Raw genomic sequence first — 18,027 nt, 5'->3', positions numbered from 1 at the left:
GTACCACCTCCCCGTGGTGCGGCGGGTTCCGGAACGGACCGCTCCTCCATCGGCCCGCCCCGGAACCCTGGGTTCCCCGGACGGCTCACCTCCCCAGGGGCCGTCCGGTTCTCCCCCCTGCCTGCGGTCCGGTACCCGCCGGCAGGACGAAGTCTGCCGCTCCGACATACCCGGCCAGCAGTGGGAGAACCCTCAATTACCCGTGGGTAGTAATACTCAGCCGGACGTCTTCGTGCGGCTACGCGTCGCGGCCCGCTTCGCCGTTGTACGCGCCTTCGCCGCCCTCGACGCGGCGGCCTTGGCCTTGGCGACGGACGCGTTGCGCGCGTCTTCGGCTTCGGAGGCGCTCTCCTGCAACGCCGCCAGCAGCCGCGTGACGCCCTCGGCCTGCTCGGCGGCCGTCGGCTGGACGACTTCTTCGCCGTCGATCTTCGCCTGGACCAGCGCTTCGAAGGCTTCGCGGTACCGGTCGGGGTAGCGACCGGGGTCGAACTCGCCGGTCAGCTCCTCGACCAGCTGCACCGCCCGCCGCAGCTCGCCCGGCCGGATGTCGACGTCGGCGTGCCGGAACGGGAAGTCCGGCGTGCGCACCTCGTCCGGCCACCGCATCGTCTCGAGCACGAGCGCCTGGTCGCGCACGCGCAACGCGCCGAGCGTCTCGCGGCGGCGCAGCGCGACGGTGACCAGCGCGATCCGCCCCGACTGCTGGAGTGCCTCGCTGAAGAGCACGTACGGCTTCGTGCCCGCCGGCTCGGGTTCGAGGTAGTAGCTCTTCGCGAACCAGATCGGGTCGACGTCGGCCAGCGGCGCGAACCCGCGGATAGCGATCGTGCGGCCCGGCATCGGGAGCGACGCCAGCTCGTGGTCGGACAGCAGGACGACGTCGCCGCCGGGGACGGGGTAGCCGCGGACCATCTCGCCGGGCGGCACCTCGGCACCGTCGACCTCGCACACGCGCTTGACCCGGACGCGGCCGCCGTCGGTTTCGTGCACCTGGTGCAGCGGGAGCTCCCGCTCCTCGGTCGCGTTGTACGCCTTCACCGGAATGGCGTAACTGCCGAACCCGATCGTGCCCGTCCACACCGCGCGCATCCGTGCCACCTCCGCAGCTCCAGGCTAGACACGCGGCCGCGCGGCCCGACAGCTACAAACGGGTGTCAGGCGCGACGGATTCGCTCACACATTCGAACGACGGCGTCACTTCGTCGAGCGCCTCCGCCGAACACCGGGACGCGATGGCCGCCGCGCGGAGCACCTCCTTGACCACCTGGACGTCGAGCGCCGGGGCGGCCGCGAGCGCGTCCGAACCGCCTTCGACACGGGCGACGAGGCCGGCGAGCGCGTGGGAGATGGCTTCCTGGCCGGCGACGAGCTGGGCGACGACGTCGGTCAGCTCGGCCGTCGTGGCACCCGGGCCGCCGCAGCGCAGGCCCGCGGCAAGCTCCTCGGCGCAGGTCCGCAGGTGGGTGGCGACAACCGTCGGCGGCAGCGTCAGCCGATCTTGCATCACTCCCCCTCGCGGTCGGAGCAGCCATAGTGCCACCGCACGCGCCGTGACCGGACACGACACACCGCCGCTCACATATTTGACCGAGCGTTCTCGATATGGCTAGGGTTTCGATCATGTCCCGGGTCAAGGAGTTCGACGTCGGCGAAGCCTGTGACGGCGCCCTCGCGCTCTTCCGGCGTCAGGGATACGAGGCGACGTCGGTCAGCGACCTCGTCACGCACCTCGGGGTCGCCAAGGCCAGCCTGTACGCCACCTTCGGCACGAAGCACGACCTCTACGTGACCGCCTTGAAGCGGTACGCGGAGCGAGCCGACGCCCGGGTGGTGTCCCGGCTGGCGGAGCCGGGGTCCGGAGTGGCCGCGGTGCGCCGGCTCTTCGACGGCTACGTGGCGGAAATCCTCGGTGACGAAACGAGGACGGGCTGCTTCGTCGTCAACGCGGCGATCGAGCTGCTTCCCCACGACCCCGAGGTCGCCCGGCTGGTGGAACGCAGCTGGGACACCCTCGAGGTCGCGCTCACCATGGCGCTGGAACGTGCCAGGGCCGAGGGCGAGCTCTCCGACGGCAGCGACCCGGCGGCACTCGCGCGGTTCCTGCTCACCGTGCTCCAGGGACTGCGCGTCGTGGGCAAGGGCGCCGACGCGGCGAGCCGGGTGCACGCGGCCGTCTCCCAGGCCATGCGCGTCCTTATTCGAGACTGATCAGACCAGAAAGAGGGTCACTCATGGGGGCAAGGTTCACCGGCAAGGTCGTCCTGGTGACGGGCGGCGGCTCGGGCATCGGGCGGGCGACGGCGCGGGCGTTCGCGGCCGAAGGCGCAACGGTGGTCGTCGCCGGGCGGGACGAGCAGCGGCTCGCGTCGGCGGTGAAGGAGATCGGCGGCGACGCGAGCGCGGTGACCGTCGACGTGACCGACTCCGGCGACGTCGCCCGGATGGTCGAGACGGTCGTCGCGCGGCACGGCGGGCTGCACGTCGCGTTCAACAACGCGGGCATCCTCGGCGACCCCGCGCCCGCCGCGGACCTGGCCGAGGAGGTCTTCGACGCGGTCATCGGCACGAACCTCACCGGCACCTGGCTGTGCCTGAAGCACGAGATCGCGTACATGCGGGCCCACGGCGGCGGCGCGATCGTCAACATGGCGTCGAACATCGGCGCGCACCGCAGGCGGCCGAACCTGGCGGCCTACGCGGCGTCGAAGGCCGCGGTGACCGCGCTGACCAAGGCGGCGGCGCTCGACCACATCGCCGAGGGCGTCCGCATCAACGCCGTCAGCCCGGGCGCCACCGACACGGACATGTCGCGCCGGCCCGGTGAAACGGACGCGGACCGGGCCGCGCGGCTCAAGGACGCGATCCCGCTGGGCCGGGTGGGTGCCACCGCCGAAGTCGCCGCCGCCGTGCTGTGGCTGGCTTCGGACGAAGCGGCTTTCACCGTCGGACACGACCTGGTGGTCGACGGCGGCGCGACCGCTTGAGCGGCCCCACCCGGCGTTTTCCGGCGAGCTGACCGCCGGTGGTCGCGGTTTCAGGAATCACGGTTGCGCATGACAGCCCCCTTTCTCGGTCCGGCGCCGTTTTGCCGACCTCGGCCCCGGAGGTCGACTATTCTTCTGGTCGACCTTCGGGATCCGTCCGGGCATGCGGGGGCGCAGTGCGGTGAGTATGGGCAACGGTTCCGCGGCCGGCCAATCCCGCCGGCGGCTTGCTCCGTTCAGGCTGCGCGAATGGACGCTTTGGCGTCAGCGCCGCTCCCTGATCGCCTACTGCTTCCTGGTCGAAAGCGTCGCGGTGGCGGCCACGGTGACGACGTCGGTCACGACGCCACCGGCCCGGCACGACTTCGTGCTCCTCGGCTTGCTGCTGGCGCTGGGCGTCGCGCAGGCCGAGCTGGGCCGCAAGGTCGAGCGGATGCGCCGGCGCGTCCACGGTCCGCCGTACATCAACATGACGTCGGTGTGGACGTTCGCCGGGGTGCTCGTGCTGCCCCCGGCGCTGGTCGCCGTGCTGGTCGCCGCCCTCTACGCGCACCTGGCCGGCCGCAGCTGGTACCGGCTGCGCCAGGTCCCGCCGTTCCGCACGATCCTCAACGCGACCCTGGTGGTCCTCACCTGCTATTCGGCGGCCTTCGTCCTCACGCGGTTTCGCGTCGACGACATGGGGACCGCGATGACCTCGGGCGGGCGTGGCGTCACGGCCGTCGCGCTCGCCGCCGTGACGTACTTCGTCGTCGCGGCGGTCACGATCGTCCCGGCGCTGACGATCACGACGCGTTCGGTCAAAGCGCTCTTCGGCGGCCTCGGCGACAACCTCCTCGAAGCCGCGACGCTCTGCCTGGGCATGCTCACGGCGCTGGCGCTGGCGACGTTGCCCGCGCTCGCCGTCGCGATCCTGCCGCCGCTGCTGGTGCTGCACCGCGCGGTGCTGATCAAGCAGCTCGAGATCGCCGCGACGACCGACGAGAAGACCGGCCTGTTCAACACGACCGGGTGGCATCTGCTCGCTTCGCGCGAACTGGCGCGGGCCCAGCGCGCCACGCGGAGCACATTCGGCGTGCTGATGATCGATCTGGACCACTTCAAGCTGATCAACGACGAGCACGGCCACCTGGCGGGCGACGAGGTGCTGCGCGCGGTCGCGGCGGCGATCAAGAGCGCGGTCCGCGACTACGACTCGGTCGGCCGCTTCGGCGGCGAGGAGTTCGTGGTGCTGCTCCCCGACATCGGCCCGGCGGCGGCGCTGGCGGTGGCCGAGCGCATCCGGTCGGCGATCGAGGTGCTGACGGTGGAGTACTCCGACGGCCACGACGTCCGCGTCATCGGCGGTCTCTCGGCGTCGATCGGCGTGGCGACCTACCCCGACGGCGGCACGGCCGTCGACCGCCTGCTGCAGGCCGCGGACCGGGCCCTGTACCGGGCCAAGGACGCGGGCCGCAACCAGGTCGTCGACGGCACCGCGACCGCCTGATCCTCCTTAAAAACCTGCCTTGAACAGCGCAGTTGTGGATTTTGCTCGGTTGAGCTAAATTTTGCTCATGCGAGCAAGAACGTTCACCGAGTCGGGCCGGCGAGCCCAGATCGTGCGGGCGGCGATCGAAGTGATCGCCGAAGCCGGGTACGCCATGGCGTCGTTCAGCCGGATCGCGAAGCACGCCGGCCTCTCGAGCACCGGGATGATCAGCTACCACTTCGCGGGCAAGGACGACCTGCTCGCCGCCTGCGTCACCGAGATCGAAGAGGTCACCGGGGCGTTCATGCAGCCGCGCATCGACGGCGCCACCGGCCACGTCGCCCAGCTGCGCGCCTACGTCGAGGCGAACGTCGAACTCGTCGGCGAGCACCCGGCCGAGGTCCGGGCCCTGATCGACCTCGTGAAGAACGCGGGCTCGCAGAGCGCCGCCGTCAACGGGCGGCTCGCGCTGTTCGAAGAGCACTTCCGCACCGGGCAGGCCGCCGGCGTCTTCGGCGCCTTCGACGCCCGGACCGCGGCGCTCTCCTTCACCGCCGGGCTCGACGCCGTGGTCGCCACCGCGGCCGCGGCCGGCACCGAACCCGCCGAGCTCGCGCGCCTGGGCCGCGAGCTCGCCGACCTGTACGTGCGGGCGACCGCACCCGAAACCGCTGGGGGATCGCAATGATGACCGAACCGAAGACCGGACCCGACGCCGGTTTGCGCCGGCTCGTCCGCGCCAACGTGCTCACCGTCGTGTTCGAAGTGGTCGTGCCGATGGCGCTGTTCTACGGCCTGCGCGCCGCCGGGGTGAGCCAGTGGTGGGCACTGATGACCGGTGTCCTGGTGGCCGCGCCGTACGTGTTGTGGACCGTCGTCCGCAACCGCAGGATCGACCTCGTCGCCCTGGTCACGCTGAGCGTGCTCGTGCTGTCGGTGGTGCTCGGCCTGCTGTCGGACGACCCGCGCACGCTGGTGATCCGCGAAGGCTGGACCGCCGCGCTGGGTGGCCTGTTCGGCGCGTGGATGCTGGTCACGGTCTTCGTCGGCAAGCCCGCACAGCTCACGCTGGGCCGAACGATCGCCGAGGTGAAGCGCGGGGCCGAGGGCGCGGACGCGTGGGCGGCCCGGTGGGACACCGACGCCCGATTCCGGCGCGGCCTGCGGATCAACACCGCCGCGTGGGGCGGGGTGCTGCTGGCCGGCGCGGTGCTGCACGTCGTGCTGGTCTACACGCTGCCGATCGACCTCATCGCGCTGGTGACCAACGTGGCGTGGTTCGGCGCGCTGGCCGTCCTGATCGCCTGGCACGTCTGGTACCTGCGCAAGGAGAACCTCGATGCCTGACGTCCTGGTCGCCGGGGCGGGCCCCACCGGCCTGCTGACCGCGTTCGAACTGGAGCGCGCCGGGCTCGACGTGCTGGTCCTGGAACGCGACGCGGAGCCCGCCACGCAGTCGAAAGCCCTCGGCCTGCAGCCGCGGTCGGTGGAGGTGCTGGCCGACCGCGGGCTGCTCGCCGCGATCGAGCCGCATGTCCAGGCGAAGCTGCCCGCCGGGCACTTCTCGGGTGTTCCCATCGACTACACGGACCTGCCGACCCCGTTCCCCTACCAGCTCGGCGTGGAACAGGTCCACGTCGCGGCGGCGATCGAGGCACGGCTGCGCACGCCGGTGCTGCGCGACGCGGCCGTCACCGCCGTCGCGCAGGACGGCGAGGGCGTCACGGTCACCGCGGGCGGGCGCGAACACCGGGCGGGCTGGCTGGTCGCGGCCGACGGCGGGCACAGCACGGTCCGGACGTTGCTGGGTGCCGCGTTCCCTGGCCGCCCGGCACGCACCTCGCTGGTCGTCGCCGACATCACCTTGGCCGCCAAGCCCGCCGGGCTCGCGGAGGACTGGCAGCTGCCGTCGTCGGGATCGGGTTACCTGCTGCCGCTGTCCGGCGGCCGCTACCGCACGATCGTCTTCGGCGAGGAGCAGCAACGGCTCGGCCGCGACACCCCGGTCACGGCGGACGAGCTGCAACGGGCCCTGACCGCGGCGCATGGACCGGGAATTCTCGTGGGAGACGTGCTGTGGGCGTCGCGGTTCGGCGACGCGTCCCGGCTGCTGGAGCGGTACCGCCACGGCCGGGTGCTCATCGCGGGCGACGCGGCGCACGTCCACCTCCCGGTCGGTGGGCAGGGGCTCAACCTGGGCCTGCAGGACGCGGTGAACCTGGGCTGGAAGCTGGCCGCGACGGTCCGCGGCACGGCACCGGACGGGCTGCTCGACAGCTACCACGACGAGCGCCACCCGATCGCGGCGAGGGTGCTGGTCAGCACGCGCGCCCAGGCGGTCCTCGGCGTCCCCGACCCGGACGCGGCGGCGGTCCGGACGGTGTTCACGGAGCTGCTGGCCGTCCCCGAAGCACGCCGCACGGTCGCCATGGAACTTTCGGGGCTCGGGATCGCCTACCCCGGTACTACCGGCCGCGCGACCGGCGTTCCGGCCGGCCCGGACGGCCGCGCGGTCCTGGTCGGCGCGACCGTGCCGGCGGGATGGGCCGGACGGGTCGAGGGCCGCCTGGGGGCGGCACCTCGGCTCGTCCGGCCCGACGGATACGTGGCCTGGGACGGCGGCCCCGGCCTGGAGGACGCGCTCCACCGCTGGCTCGGCTCGCCCTGCTGAAAAGCCGTGAAGGCCTCCTTCCCGGCCATAAGAGCCGGTAAGGAGGCCTTCACGGACTTGGGGCGAGCCCGGTCAGGAAGCCGCGGCGAGGACCGCCTGCTCCACCTCGCGGCGCCAGCCCGGCTCGATGCGGCCGCTGCGCGGGGTCACCGCGAACGAGTCCACCACCGCGCCGCCCAGTGTCGACACCTTCGCCCAGCGGACCTCCGCGTCGCAGCGGCGCAATGCTCCCGCCACCCGGAACAGCAGGCCGATGCGGTCGGCGGCGCGCAGTTCGAGGACCACCGTGTCCGGGCCGGTCGTCTCGTCGTCGAACCAGAGGATCTTCGGGGCGACCGGGGCCGCCGCGGGCGAGCCGTAGTCGCGTTCCTTCGCCGCCAGGCGCTGGGTGAGCGGGAGCGTTCCCGCCACCGCGCGGGCGAACTGCTCGCGCAGCAGCGTCGCGTCCGGCAGCGAGCCGAACTTCGGGGACGCCGTGAACACGCCCGCGCGTCCGCCGTCGTGGCCGCGCAGGACCGCCGAGTGCACCTCCATCGAGTTCAGCGCCAGCACGCCGGCCGCGGGGGCCAGCAGCTCCGCGCGGGCCGGGACGGCCAGCAGGACCGTGACGACCTTGCCGTGCGAGCTGATCCGGATCTCGCCGTTGCCCGACGCCACGGCCTGGGCGACGAGCTCGCGTTGTTCCTCGTCCATCGGCTCCGGTGCGGTGAACCCCTTGCCGCGCAAGACTTCTTCGCAGCCGGAGACGAGCTCGGCGAGCAGCCGCGCCTTCCAGTCCGTCCAGACGCCCGGACCGGTGGCCAGCGAGTCGGCCTGCGTCAGCGCGTGCAGCAGCTCGACCAGGACGATGTCGCTGTCCAGGGTCTTCACCACCCGCGCCACCGTCGCCGGTTCGCTGATGTCGCGCCGCGTCGCGGTGTGCGGCAGCAGCAGGTGGTGGCGGACCATCGCCGACACCGTCGCGGCGTCGGCCGGGCTCAGCCCCAGCCGGGCCGCGACCTGCGCGGAGATCTTGGCACCCAGCTCCGAGTGGTCGGCGTCGCGGCCCTTGCCGATGTCGTGCAGCAGCGCGCCGATCAGCAGCAGGTCCGGCCGCGGCACCGTGGTGGTCAGCTTGGCGGCCTCGACGCAGGTGCGCACGAGGTGCCGGTCGACCGTCCACTGGTGCACCGGCGAGCGCGGCGGCAGGTCGCGGACCGCGCCCCACTCGGGGAACAGCCGGGCCCACAGCCCGGTCCGGTCGAGCGACTCGACCGCGTCGACCAGGCCCTCGCCCGCGCCCAGCAGCTCCACGAGGGCGTTCAGCGCCTCCGCGGGCCACGGCGCGCGCAGCTCCGGCGCCGATTCCGCGAGGGCCTTGAGCGTGCCGAGCGCGATCGGCTTGCCGGTCCGCGCCGACGCCGCGGCGACCCGCAGCAGCAACGCCGGGTCCTTCGCCGGGACGGCGTCGCGGGCCAGCGCGACCTCGTTGCCGTGCAGCACCACGTTTTCCGCCAGCGGCGTCCGGGCCGGGCGCCGTCCGAAGCGCGTCTTCGGTGGCTCCACAGTGGACCGCAGCGCGACGTCGAGTGCGTACGCGATCGTGCGGCCCGCCCCGGAAAGCTTGCGGGCCAAGGTGAACCGGTCGCCGAAGCCCAGTTCGGCGGCGACCAGCTCGGCCTCCGGCGCGGACAGGACGTCCCGTTCGCGCCGGATCTCACGCCGCAGCTCGGTGCGGACGTCGAGCAGGAGTTGCTTGGCTTCCAGCAGTTCTTCGCCCGGCCGCGCGGTGAGCTGCGCGGCGGCCAGCGCTTCCAGGACGGCGAAGTCCCGCAGCCCGCCCCGGCCGTGCTTGAGGTCCGGTTCGGCGGACTGCGCGATTTCGCCGCTGCGGGCCCAGCGCTGCCGGACCGACGCCGTCATGTCCGGGATCTGCTTGCGCGCCGTGCGGCGCCACTGGTCCCGCGCCGCGGAAACCAGCCGGCCGCTCAGCTCGGCGTCCCCGGCGAGGTGCCGGGCGTCGAGCAGGCCCATGGCCACCCGGAGGTCCTCCGAGGCGACCTTCAGTGCTTCGCCGGGCGTGCGGACCGAGTGGTCCAGCCCGACCTTCGCATCCCACAAGGGATACCAGAGCGCGTCCGCGATCTCGCCGACGCCGCTGTTGCCGTTGTGCACCAGCAGCAGGTCGAGATCGGAGAACGGCACCAGCTCCCGGCGGCCGAGCCCGCCGACGGCGACCAGCGCGACACCCGGTTCCGCGGTGTCGACGCCGGCCGCCGAGGCTCCCCTGCCCAGCCAGAACTCGTAGAGGTCGACCAGGGCCGCCCGCAGAGCGGACGCCCCCAGCCTCCCGTGCCTGCCCTCGAGCAGTCGCTCGGTGGCCTTGACCAGTTCGCCCCCGTCGGCCATCCCAGACGCCTTATAGGGCGTCCGTGCCGCGCTCGCCGGTCCGTACCCGGATGACGGTCTCCACCGGCGTCACCCACACCTTGCCGTCACCGATCTTGCCGGTGTGCGCGGCCGTGGTGATGGCGTCGAGGACCTTCTCCACGTTGGTGTCGTCGGTGACGACCTCGATCTTCAGCTTGGCCACGAAGTCCACCGAGTACTCCGCGCCGCGGTAGACCTCGGTGTGGCCCTTCTGGCGGCCGTAACCCTGGACCTCGCTGACCGTCATGCCCAGCACGCCCAGCTGCTCCAGCGCGGAGCGGACGTCGTCGAGCGTGAACGGCTTCACAATCGCCGTGATGAGCTTCATGCCTTGCTCTCCTCGAGTTTCGCGGCCGGGGTGGACTTGACCGGGATGGTGTTCGGCGAGCCGAGGCCGCCGCCCGTACCGGTGAAGTCGTACGCGCTCTCCGCGTGCTGGGCTTCGTCGATGCCGCTGACCTCGTCCTCGGTGCTGACGCGGAAGCCGCCGAGCTTCTTGATCACGAAGCCGATGATGAAGGACAGCACGAAGGAGTACGCGAGCACCGCACCGGCGGCCGCGGCCTGACGCCACAACTGGGTGAACCCGCCGCCGTAGAACAGGCCGTCCGCGCTCAGCGAGTTCACGCTGGTGGTGCCGAAGAAGCCGATCAGCAGGGTGCCGACGATGCCGCCGACCAGGTGGACGCCCACGACGTCGAGCGAGTCGTCGAAGCCGAACTTGAACTTGAGCGAGATGGCGAGCGCGCAGAGCACGCCGGCGATGAGACCGATCGCGATGGCCCCGAGCGGGCTCACGAAACCACACGCCGGGGTGATGGCGACCAGGCCGGCGACCGCGCCCGAAGCCGCGCCGAGGGTGGTCGGCTTGCCGAACTTGATCTGCTCCACCAGCAGCCAGCCGAGGACGGCGGCGGCGGTGGCGACGGTGGTGTTGGTGAACGCGACGGCGGCGAGGTCGTTGGCGGCCAGCGCCGAGCCGGCGTTGAAGCCGTACCAGCCGAACCACAGCAGGGACGCGCCGAGCAGGACGAACGGCACGTTGTGCGGGCGGCCGGTGTCCTTCGGCCAGCCCTTGCGCTTGCCGAGCACGATCGCCAGCGCGAGCCCCGCGGCACCGGCGTTGATGTGGACCGCGGTACCACCGGCGAAGTCGAGTGCCTTGAGGTTGTTGGCGATCCAGCCACCGACGGCGTTCTCGCCGACGAAGCCGTTGAAGGAGAAGACCCAGTGCGCGACCGGGAAGTAGACGATCGTCACCCAGATGACGACGAACAGCGTCCAGCCCCAGAACTTCGCGCGGTCGGCGATGGCGCCGGAGATCAGCGCGGGCGTGATGATCGCGAACATCAGCTGGAACATCACGAACGCGAGCACTGGCAGCGCGTCCGAACCCGGCCAGGCGACCGCCGGGGTGGTGTCGGTCGCGGCGACCGCGAAGCCGGCGAGCTTCCCGAAGGTGTTCTCGAGGCCGGCGAAGTGGAAGTTACCGAGCAAGCCGCCGAAGGCGTCGTCGCCGAAGGACATCGAGAAGCCGTACAGGGCCCACAGCACCCCCACGACGGCCAGCGCGATGAAGTTCATCATCAGCATGTTCAGGACGCTCTTCGCGCGGACCATGCCGCCATAGAAGAACGCCAGTCCTGGGGTCATGAGCATGACCAGCGCGGCGCTGGCCAATACCCACGCGGTGTCTCCTGCGTTCAGCACAATCGTCCTCCCGTGCCCTGGGTTCGTGCGTTGGCAGTTTTGGCTCGCGGTGTTTCACGGGGCGGCGCGTGAGGTTTCGCCCGCGTGAACTGTCCGCGCCCGGTTGTTACGGGCAGGTTTCCCAGGACCCGTGGTCGGGTGTCCGGTTGTGAAACGTCGTGGTCGAATATCCCCATGACACCGACCGACCGCGGGAATGACCCACTGCCACCCCCGGTGGTCGACGCGCTGCGGTGTTCGCTCTGCGGCGACCCGATCGGGCTAGCGGGCCGCACGCTGCGTTGCGCGAACCGCCACTCTTTCGATCTAGCGCGCCAGGGTTACGTGAACCTGTTGCACGCGCGAATCCCGGCCGGAACGGCGGACACGGCACCGATGGTCGCGGCGCGCGCGGACTTCCTCGCGTCGGGCGCCTACGGGCCCCTTGCCGACGAGCTGGCCCGCGTCTGCGCGGCAACCGACGGCCTCGTCGTCGATGCTGGGGCGGGCACCGGCTATTACCTGGCGCGGGTGCTGGAGGCTTCCGAGGCGTTCGGTCTCGCGCTGGACGTCTCGGCGGTGGCGTTGCGGCGAGCGGCCCGGGCGCATCCCCGGCTGGGCGCCGCGGTGTGGAACCTGTGGGAGCCGTGGCCGGTGGGCGACGGCGTGGCGTCGGTGGTGCTGAACGTCTTCGCCCCGCGCAACGGGCCGGAGTTCCACCGCGTGCTGCGGCCCGGCGGCCTGCTGGTCGTGGCGGCCCCGGCGCCGGACCACCTCCGCGAGCTGGGCGACCTCGTCCTGGCCGTCGACGAGCGCAAGGACGAGCGCCTGGACGCCACCCTTGGCTCGTATTTCGCGCGCGAGGAGCGCAAGGAGGTCCGGCGCGAGGTGGAGCTGACGCCGCGGCAGGCACGCCAGGCCGTCGAGATGGGTCCCGCCGGGTTCCACCTGGACCGGGGCGGCCGCCGTGAGCGCCTCGACGCGCTGCGCGAGCCCCAGGTGGTGACGGTGTCGTTCACGGTCTCCACCTACCGGAGGCGTTGAGCCGTGAAGGCCTCCTTACCGGCTCTTATGGCCGGTAAGGAGGCCTTCACGGACAATTCGACCGGCGGGCGGTGAGTCTGGGAGGGTGAAGGGGTGAAGCCCGACTGGACCGCCTCCGCGACCCGGCTCGCGGACGCGGAGTGGGTCCGGGCCCGCATCGGCGGCGCGGCGAAGCTCTACGGCTGCGCGCCGCCCGAGGTGCTCGGCACGATCTGGTGGTACTCGCTCTCGTCGGTGCTGGTCGCCCCGGCGGTCGAGGGCCTGGTGGGCGGGACGCCGGTCGATCCGTCGCTGGACGCCGTGGAACTCGACCTCGTCGCCGACGGGCGGTTCCTCGGTGCCCGGTCCACCCGTGCCCTCGACGGCGGCCTGCCCGAGCTGGGCGCCGCGCTCACCCGCGCCCTCGGGACCGCGATCACGACCATCGCCGCCGTCTGCGGGGCGCGGGAGCGGGCGCTCGGGGCGATCGCCACCGACTCGATCGGCAACCGGCTGTTGTGGACGCCCGACCCGGAACGCGCGCTGACCCTCGCCGAGCCCCTGGTCGAAGCCATCGACCTGGGCCTGCCGAAACCTCGTTTCGTCCGGGTCGGACGCACCCCGGCCGTCCGGCGTGCCTCCTGCTGCCTGATCTACGAGGTCGGCAACCCCAAGTGCGTGAGCTGCCCGCGCCAGACGCCCGCCGAGCGTGAAGCCCGCCTGAGGGCCGCCCTGGGTTAGAGGACCGCCAGCTCCAGCGTGGCGAGCCGCTCCGGGTCGGCGATGACCTCGATGCCGGTGATCCGGTCGTCGTCCACGCGGAATGCCAGGACGACCGCGAGCCGTCCGTCGCGGACCATGAGCAGGCCGGGTGTGCCGTCGACCAGGGCGAGTTCGCTCGCGCGCGCCCGCTCGGACGCCAGGATCGCGCCGCGGCGCACGCTCTCGACGCCGTGCAGCACGATCGGTGCCGGGCTCGGGCCGACGAACCGGTCCGCGTGCAGCACCACGTCCGGGTCCAGCAGGGCGAGCAGCGCTTCGAAGTCACCGCCGCGGGACGCCGCCAAGAACGCTTCGACGACCTTGCGCCGCCGGGGCACGTCCGCATCCGGTGCGGCACCGCCCTTGACGCGGCGGCGGGCTCGGCTCGCGAGCTGCCGGGCCGCGGCCGGGGTCTTGCCGATCATCGGCGCGATCTCCTCGAACGGCACCGCGAACATGTCGTGCAGCACGAACGCGACCCGTTCGGCCGGCCCCAGCGAGTCGAGCACCACCAGCAGCGCCTGCCCGACCGAATCGGCCAGCTCGGCCTCCTGACCGGGGTCACGGCGGTCGTCGTCCGGCTCGGGCTGCCCGTCCAGGGGCTCCTCGCGGTGGTTGCGGCGCGTGCGCAGCAGGGAAAGGCACACCCGGGCGACCACGGTCGTCAGCCAGGCGGGGACGTTGTCGATCTCGCCGGCGTCGGTGCGGTGGAACCGCAGCCACGCCTCCTGGACGGCGTCGTCGGCCTCGGCGGCCGAACCCAGCATCCGGTAGGCGACCGCCCGCAGCCGCGGCCGCTCCTGCTCGAACCGCTCGGTCAGCGCGTCCACTGTGTCCTGTTCCTTCCGCCGGTGTCGTAGCAGTAGACCCCGCGGACGCGGCCGATGTGACCGGAACGGAAGTGATCTCAGTCATCCAGCGGCACCGCGGCGGCCGCCGCCCGGCGCAAAGCCCCCGCCAGCAGCGCCGCGGGTTCGGACAGCGGCCCCGGCAGCCGCGCGAGGACCACGCGCCGCCGTTCCGACGGCCCGCCGCGCACCGCCACCACCCGCACCCCCGGCGGAACCGCCTCGGCCAGCGACGCGGGCAGCGTGGTCAGCCCGCACCCGGCGGCGACCAGGCGCAGCTTGGCCAGCCAGTCACGGGCCGTGTGGGCGATCTCGGGTCGCTCGTCCAGCCCGGGCCACACGCCCATCAGCGTCGCCTCACCCGCCGACGGCCCGGCGATCCAGCGCTGCCCGCGCAGGTCCGCGAAGTCGGCCACCCCGGCCGCGGCCAGCGGATGACCGGCGGGCACCGCCAGGCAAAGACTGCGTTCGGCGAGCGTCTCCACCCGCAACGCGGGCGTCTCCGCGTCCGGCGGCCGGAACGGCGGGGCCGAACCGAGCACGGCCAGGTCGACCGTGCCCGCGCGCAGCGCCCGGACGAGGACCGGCGTCGTGCCCTCGCGGGTGACGACGGTGACCGCCGGGTGCGTGCGCCGCAGCTCGGCGACCGCGCGCGGCACCAGCACCGCGCCCGCGCTCGGGTACCAGCCCAGCCGTACCGTCCCGGCTTCCGCGGGCAGCCCGGCCAGTTCACGGCCGGCGGCGTCGATCTCGTCGAGCACCGCGATCGCCCGCCGCAGCACGACGGTCCCGGCGGCGGTGAGGCGCACGCCGTCGGGCCGCCGGTCCAGCACCGGCGTCCCCGCCGCCCGCTCGAGCGACGCCATCTGGCGCGACACCGCGGACTGCGTGTAGCCCAGCGCCGCCGCGGCCGCGGTGAGGGTGCCGCGTTCGGCGACCTCGCGGAACACGCGCAGGGCGACCAGGGAGACGTCACCGAAGTCCATGACGATTACGCATACCAGGCTTGTCGGATTCTCGCTTTTCGCATGCCCGCGCCGGACTTAGCGTGCGGGTATGACACGCATCGCTTTGGTGACCGGGGCCAACCAGGGCCTCGGCTTCGCGCTCGTCCGCGGTCTCGCCGCCCGCCTGGCTCCCGCAGACGTCGTCCTGCTCACCGGCCGGGACTCCAGGCGAGTCGCGGCCGCCGCCGCCCGCGTCGCCGCCGACCCCGCGACGCGCAGCCGGGTCGAAGGCCGCGTCCTCGACGTCTCCGACTCCGCGGCCGTGGCCGCCCTTGCCGGGGACCTCGGAGCCGTGGACATCGTGCTTTCCAACGCCATCGCCCCACTCGACCCGGACCGGCAGGCCGAGCAGGCCGACGTCTTCCTCGACGTCGCGAACGGCGGCACCCACGCCGTGCTCCGGTCGTTCGGGCCGGTCCTGCGGCCGGGCGGCCGGCTGGTCGTCGTCGCCAGCTCGCTGGGCACCCTCGGCCACCTGCCCGAGGCACTGCGGCCGCGCTTCGACAACGTCTCGCTGGACGACGTCGAGAAGGCCGTCGAGGACTGGCGTTCGGCGATCCACGACGGAACCGCGCGGGAGCAGGGCTGGCCGGAGTGGATCAACGTGCCGTCCAAGGTCGCTCAGGTAGCGGCGGTGCGCGCGGTGGCGGCCGGACGCCGTGAAGCCGACATCGCCGACGGCACCCTGGTCGCGGCGGTCTGCCCGGGCCTGGTCGACACGCGCGCGTCGCGCCCTTGGTTCAGCGACTTCAGCCAGGCACAGACGCCGGACCAGGCGGCGCGGGCGGTGCTGGACCTGGTGTTCGCCGACCTCGACCCGGCGACCTACGGCGAACTGGTCCGGTTCGGCCGCGTGCTGCCCTGGACGTGACCCCGCTTCAGAGCACGCAGAACTCGTTGCCCTCCGGATCGGCCAGCACGAAGTGGTCGGGACGGCCGTCCAGCTCGTGCTCGGCCAGCACCGTCGCGCCCGCCGCGGTGAGCCGCGCGATCGCTTCGACGACCCGCTCCCAGCGCGTCTCCCACGGCACGTCCCGGCCGCCGCCGGCCTGCACGTCCAGGTGGAGGCGGTTCTTCGCGATCTTCGCCTCGGGCACCTTCAGGAAGCTGAGGCTGGGCAGGACGCCCTCCGGATCGCTGAGGTACGCGCCGTCGTCCCACTCCGCCTCGGGCACGTCGTGCTCGGCGAACCACGCTTCCCAGCTCGCGAACCCCGCCGGGGGCGGCCGCTCGATGTAGCCGAGGGCCACCGCCCAGAACCTGGCCAGCGCGCGGGGTTCCGCGCAGTCGATCGTCACGCTCCAGCGCACCGTCACGGGCTCCGAGCCTAGCCGCCGCCCACGCCCTGGGAGGCGTGTCATCCGGGGGATCCTGCGGTTACCGTGGGCGCCGATGAGTGAACGCAGCTGGGGCTTCCGCACCCGCGCCCTGCACGCGGGCGGCACGCCCGACCCGGCGACCGGCGCCCGCGCGGTGCCGATCTACCAGACCACGAGCTTCGTCTTCGAGGACGCGGCCGACGCGGCCAACCTGTTCGCGCTGCAGAAGTACGGCAACGTCTACAGCCGCATCGGGAACCCGACCGTGGCCGCGTTCGAGGAGCGGATCGCCAGCCTCGAAGGCGCCATCGGCGGCGTCGCCACCGCGAGCGGGCAGGCCGCGGAGTTCCTCACCTTCAGCGCGCTCACCGAGGCCGGCGACCACATCGTGTCCGCGAGCGGCCTCTACGGCGGCACGGTCACCCAGCTGACCGGCACCCTCCGGCGGTTCGGCGTCGAGACGACGTTCGTCAGCGGCGGCATCGACGACTACGCCGCGGCGATCACCGACCGGACGCGGCTGCTCTACACCGAAGTGATCGGCAACCCCGGCGGCGGCATCGCCGACCTCGCGGCGCTGGCGGATCTGGCGCACGCCCACGACATCCCGCTGGTGGTCGACGCGACGCTGGCGACGCCGTACCTGTGCCGTCCGATCGAGCACGGCGCCGACATCGTGCTGCACTCGGCGACGAAGTTCCTCGGCGGCCACGGGACGACGCTCGGCGGGATCGTCGTCGAATCCGGGAAGTTCGACTGGGGCAACGGGAAGTTCCCGCGGATGACCGAGACCGTCGACAGCTACGGCGGCCTCAGGTACTGGGAGAACTTCGGCGAATACGCGTTCTGCACCCGGCTGCGCGCCGAACAGCTGCGGGACATCGGCGCGGTCCTTTCGCCGCACTCGGCTTTCCTGTTGCTGCAAGGGGTCGAGACGCTGCCCCAGCGGATGGACGCCCACGTCGCGAACGCCCGCGCGGTCGCCGAGTACCTCGAAGCCGACCCGCGCGTGGCCTGGGTGTCGTATGCGGGACTGCCGTCGCACCCGCACCACGAGCTGGCTCGGCGGTATCTGCCCGCCGGACCCGGTGCGGTGTTCTCCTTCGGCATCGACGGCGGCCGGGCCGCGGGCGAGAAGTTCGTCGAATCGGTGGAGCTGCTGTCGCACCTGGCGAACGTCGGGGACGCGCGGACGCTCGTCATCCACCCGGCGTCGACCACGCACGCGCAGCTGTCCGCGGAGCAGCTCGCCGCCGCGGGCGTCGGCCCGGACCTCATCCGGCTGTCGATCGGGCTGGAGGACGTCGACGACATCCTCTGGGACCTCGACCAGGCACTGGGCAAGGCGGTGGCCGGATGACGTACGACGTCGGCGCGGTCGAGCGGCGCGCGATCCTGAACCGGACGAAGTCGGTGACGCTGGTCGGCGCGTCGGCCAACCCGGCGCGGCCCAGCTACTTCGTCGCGACCTACCTGCTCTCGTCGACGCGCTACGAGGTCAACTTCGTCAACCCGCGCCTGGACACGCTCCTCGGCCAGCCGGTGTACGCCTCGCTCAAGGACGTCCCGGGCGAACCGGACCTGGTGAGCGTGTTCCGCAAGCACGACGACCTGCCGCAGGTGGCCGAAGAGGTGATCGACGCCGGCGCGCGGACGCTGTGGCTCCAACTGGGCCTGTGGCACGAGCCGGTGGCCGCCCGGGCGGCCGGAGCCGGACTGGACGTGGTGATGAACCGGTGCGTGAAGATCGAGCACGCGCGCTTCGCCGGCGGCCTGCACCTGGCCGGGTTCAACACCGGCGTGATCAGCTCCCGGCGGCAGTCGGCACCCTAGCGGCCGGT

General features: G+C 72.5%; 19 protein-coding genes. 11 read left to right on the top strand and 8 right to left on the bottom strand.

Annotation, left to right across the window (positions count from 1 at the left end; translation table 11 throughout):
- Window positions 1-216: 216 nt before the first annotated feature.
- Window positions 217-1,092 carry a Ku protein gene (locus AB0G28_RS04365; RefSeq protein WP_361082844.1) on the bottom strand — a complete coding sequence of 292 codons (876 nt, stop codon included), beginning with the start codon at window positions 1,090-1,092 and terminating at the stop codon, window positions 217-219.
- A gap of 52 nt (window positions 1,093-1,144) precedes the next feature.
- A complete protein-coding gene (locus AB0G28_RS04360; RefSeq protein ID WP_093952287.1) occupies window positions 1,145-1,507 on the bottom strand; it encodes a hypothetical protein in 363 nt (120 codons plus the stop codon).
- Between the two features lie 116 nt (window positions 1,508-1,623).
- On the opposite strand from AB0G28_RS04360, the gene AB0G28_RS04355 reads away from it, so the two are divergent.
- The 6 genes from AB0G28_RS04355 to AB0G28_RS04330 all read left to right on the top strand — a co-directional run bounded on the left by AB0G28_RS04355 (window position 1,624) and on the right by AB0G28_RS04330 (window position 7,129).
- Window positions 1,624-2,211 carry a TetR/AcrR family transcriptional regulator gene (locus AB0G28_RS04355; RefSeq protein WP_361082841.1) on the top strand — a complete coding sequence of 196 codons (588 nt, stop codon included), beginning with the start codon at window positions 1,624-1,626 and terminating at the stop codon, window positions 2,209-2,211.
- A gap of 23 nt (window positions 2,212-2,234) precedes the next feature.
- Window positions 2,235-2,987, top strand: coding sequence for a glucose 1-dehydrogenase (locus AB0G28_RS04350; protein WP_361082839.1), 753 nt, complete (start codon window positions 2,235-2,237; stop codon window positions 2,985-2,987).
- 187 nt (window positions 2,988-3,174) lie between these two features.
- Window positions 3,175-4,476: a GGDEF domain-containing protein gene (locus tag AB0G28_RS04345; protein WP_361082837.1), complete on the top strand. Its 1,302-nt coding sequence runs from the start codon at window positions 3,175-3,177 to the stop codon at window positions 4,474-4,476.
- A 67-nt stretch (window positions 4,477-4,543) separates the two neighbouring features.
- Window positions 4,544-5,146, top strand: a complete 603-nt coding sequence (locus tag AB0G28_RS04340; protein ID WP_361082835.1) for a TetR/AcrR family transcriptional regulator — start codon at window positions 4,544-4,546, stop codon at window positions 5,144-5,146.
- Window positions 5,143-5,805 carry a VC0807 family protein gene (locus AB0G28_RS04335; protein ID WP_361082833.1) on the top strand — a complete coding sequence of 221 codons (663 nt, stop codon included), beginning with the start codon at window positions 5,143-5,145 and terminating at the stop codon, window positions 5,803-5,805. The genes AB0G28_RS04340 and AB0G28_RS04335 overlap by 4 nt, the downstream gene beginning before the upstream one ends.
- Window positions 5,798-7,129 carry an FAD-dependent oxidoreductase gene (locus AB0G28_RS04330; RefSeq protein WP_361082831.1) on the top strand — a complete coding sequence of 444 codons (1,332 nt, stop codon included), beginning with the start codon at window positions 5,798-5,800 and terminating at the stop codon, window positions 7,127-7,129. Before AB0G28_RS04335 ends, AB0G28_RS04330 begins: the two co-directional genes overlap by 8 nt.
- A 72-nt stretch (window positions 7,130-7,201) precedes the next feature.
- Here AB0G28_RS04330 and AB0G28_RS04325 read toward each other — a convergent pair whose 3' ends face one another.
- The 3 genes from AB0G28_RS04325 to AB0G28_RS04315 are packed head-to-tail and all read right to left on the bottom strand — an operon-like array spanning window position 7,202 to window position 11,248.
- Entirely contained in the window at window positions 7,202-9,517 is a 2,316-nt protein-coding gene (locus tag AB0G28_RS04325; protein WP_361082829.1) for a [protein-PII] uridylyltransferase, read from the bottom strand.
- Window positions 9,518-9,527: 10 nt separating this feature from the next.
- A complete protein-coding gene (locus AB0G28_RS04320) occupies window positions 9,528-9,866 on the bottom strand; it encodes a P-II family nitrogen regulator (RefSeq protein WP_003103060.1) in 339 nt (112 codons plus the stop codon).
- Window positions 9,863-11,248 carry an ammonium transporter gene (locus tag AB0G28_RS04315; protein ID WP_361082827.1) on the bottom strand — a complete coding sequence of 462 codons (1,386 nt, stop codon included), beginning with the start codon at window positions 11,246-11,248 and terminating at the stop codon, window positions 9,863-9,865. Before AB0G28_RS04315 ends, AB0G28_RS04320 begins: the two co-directional genes overlap by 4 nt.
- A 174-nt stretch (window positions 11,249-11,422) precedes the next feature.
- Between AB0G28_RS04315 and AB0G28_RS04310 the strand changes: the two genes are divergently transcribed.
- Together AB0G28_RS04310 and AB0G28_RS04305 are read left to right on the top strand one after the other, a co-directional pair.
- Window positions 11,423-12,271, top strand: a complete 849-nt coding sequence (locus tag AB0G28_RS04310; RefSeq protein WP_361082825.1) for a putative RNA methyltransferase — start codon at window positions 11,423-11,425, stop codon at window positions 12,269-12,271.
- 93 nt (window positions 12,272-12,364) lie between these two features.
- On the top strand, window positions 12,365-12,991 hold the full coding sequence (locus AB0G28_RS04305; RefSeq protein WP_361082823.1) for a (2Fe-2S)-binding protein: 627 nt from the start codon (window positions 12,365-12,367) through the stop codon (window positions 12,989-12,991).
- Here the strand turns inward: AB0G28_RS04305 and AB0G28_RS04300 are convergent.
- Together AB0G28_RS04300 and AB0G28_RS04295 are read right to left on the bottom strand one after the other, a co-directional pair.
- Window positions 12,988-13,842 (bottom strand): sigma-70 family RNA polymerase sigma factor, encoded by an 855-nt coding sequence (locus AB0G28_RS04300; protein WP_361082821.1) that lies wholly within the window; start codon window positions 13,840-13,842, stop codon window positions 12,988-12,990. The two genes, AB0G28_RS04305 and AB0G28_RS04300, sit on opposite strands and share 4 nt — an antisense overlap.
- A gap of 77 nt (window positions 13,843-13,919) precedes the next feature.
- A complete protein-coding gene (locus tag AB0G28_RS04295; RefSeq protein ID WP_361082819.1) occupies window positions 13,920-14,846 on the bottom strand; it encodes a LysR family transcriptional regulator in 927 nt (308 codons plus the stop codon).
- A gap of 70 nt (window positions 14,847-14,916) precedes the next feature.
- Here AB0G28_RS04295 and AB0G28_RS04290 point away from each other — a divergent pair, with 70 nt between their 5' ends.
- Window positions 14,917-15,738, top strand: a complete 822-nt coding sequence (locus AB0G28_RS04290) for an SDR family NAD(P)-dependent oxidoreductase (RefSeq protein WP_361082817.1) — start codon at window positions 14,917-14,919, stop codon at window positions 15,736-15,738.
- Between the two features lie 7 nt (window positions 15,739-15,745).
- On the opposite strand, the gene AB0G28_RS04285 is transcribed toward AB0G28_RS04290, so the two are convergent.
- Complete coding sequence (locus AB0G28_RS04285; protein WP_361083143.1) at window positions 15,746-16,165, bottom strand: VOC family protein; 420 nt, start codon at window positions 16,163-16,165, stop codon at window positions 15,746-15,748.
- 94 nt (window positions 16,166-16,259) lie between these two features.
- Between AB0G28_RS04285 and AB0G28_RS04280 the strand changes: the two genes are divergently transcribed.
- Window positions 16,260-17,546 (top strand): O-acetylhomoserine aminocarboxypropyltransferase/cysteine synthase family protein, encoded by a 1,287-nt coding sequence (locus AB0G28_RS04280; RefSeq protein WP_361082815.1) that lies wholly within the window; start codon window positions 16,260-16,262, stop codon window positions 17,544-17,546.
- The gene (locus AB0G28_RS04275; RefSeq protein ID WP_361082813.1) at window positions 17,543-18,019 is read left to right on the top strand and encodes a CoA-binding protein; all 477 of its coding nucleotides are present in this window, start codon (window positions 17,543-17,545) and stop codon (window positions 18,017-18,019) included. The genes AB0G28_RS04280 and AB0G28_RS04275 overlap by 4 nt, the downstream gene beginning before the upstream one ends.
- Window positions 18,020-18,027 lie beyond the last annotated feature (8 nt).

It is taken from the genome of Amycolatopsis sp. NPDC021455, assembly GCF_040640995.1.
Taxonomy (GTDB): Bacteria; Actinomycetota; Actinomycetes; order Mycobacteriales; family Pseudonocardiaceae; genus Amycolatopsis.
The sequence above is the reverse complement of the archived record's forward strand: the minus strand, read 5'-3'. Positions and strand labels throughout refer to the sequence as shown.

Coding starts and splice junctions, on each gene's coding strand:
- AB0G28_RS04365 (WP_361082844.1), bottom strand. CDS start 1,092: ATGCGCGCGGTGTGGACGGGCACGATCGGGTTCGGCAGTTACGCCATT.
- AB0G28_RS04360 (WP_093952287.1), bottom strand. CDS start 1,507: ATGCAAGATCGGCTGACGCTGCCGCCGACGGTTGTCGCCACCCACCTG.
- AB0G28_RS04355 (WP_361082841.1), top strand. CDS start 1,624: ATGTCCCGGGTCAAGGAGTTCGACGTCGGCGAAGCCTGTGACGGCGCC.
- AB0G28_RS04350 (WP_361082839.1), top strand. CDS start 2,235: ATGGGGGCAAGGTTCACCGGCAAGGTCGTCCTGGTGACGGGCGGCGGC.
- AB0G28_RS04345 (WP_361082837.1), top strand. CDS start 3,175: ATGGGCAACGGTTCCGCGGCCGGCCAATCCCGCCGGCGGCTTGCTCCG.
- AB0G28_RS04340 (WP_361082835.1), top strand. CDS start 4,544: ATGCGAGCAAGAACGTTCACCGAGTCGGGCCGGCGAGCCCAGATCGTG.
- AB0G28_RS04335 (WP_361082833.1), top strand. CDS start 5,143: ATGATGACCGAACCGAAGACCGGACCCGACGCCGGTTTGCGCCGGCTC.
- AB0G28_RS04330 (WP_361082831.1), top strand. CDS start 5,798: ATGCCTGACGTCCTGGTCGCCGGGGCGGGCCCCACCGGCCTGCTGACC.
- AB0G28_RS04325 (WP_361082829.1), bottom strand. CDS start 9,517: ATGGCCGACGGGGGCGAACTGGTCAAGGCCACCGAGCGACTGCTCGAG.
- AB0G28_RS04320 (WP_003103060.1), bottom strand. CDS start 9,866: ATGAAGCTCATCACGGCGATTGTGAAGCCGTTCACGCTCGACGACGTC.
- AB0G28_RS04310 (WP_361082825.1), top strand. CDS start 11,423: ATGACACCGACCGACCGCGGGAATGACCCACTGCCACCCCCGGTGGTC.
- AB0G28_RS04295 (WP_361082819.1), bottom strand. CDS start 14,846: ATGGACTTCGGTGACGTCTCCCTGGTCGCCCTGCGCGTGTTCCGCGAG.
- AB0G28_RS04290 (WP_361082817.1), top strand. CDS start 14,917: ATGACACGCATCGCTTTGGTGACCGGGGCCAACCAGGGCCTCGGCTTC.
- AB0G28_RS04280 (WP_361082815.1), top strand. CDS start 16,260: ATGAGTGAACGCAGCTGGGGCTTCCGCACCCGCGCCCTGCACGCGGGC.
- AB0G28_RS04275 (WP_361082813.1), top strand. CDS start 17,543: ATGACGTACGACGTCGGCGCGGTCGAGCGGCGCGCGATCCTGAACCGG.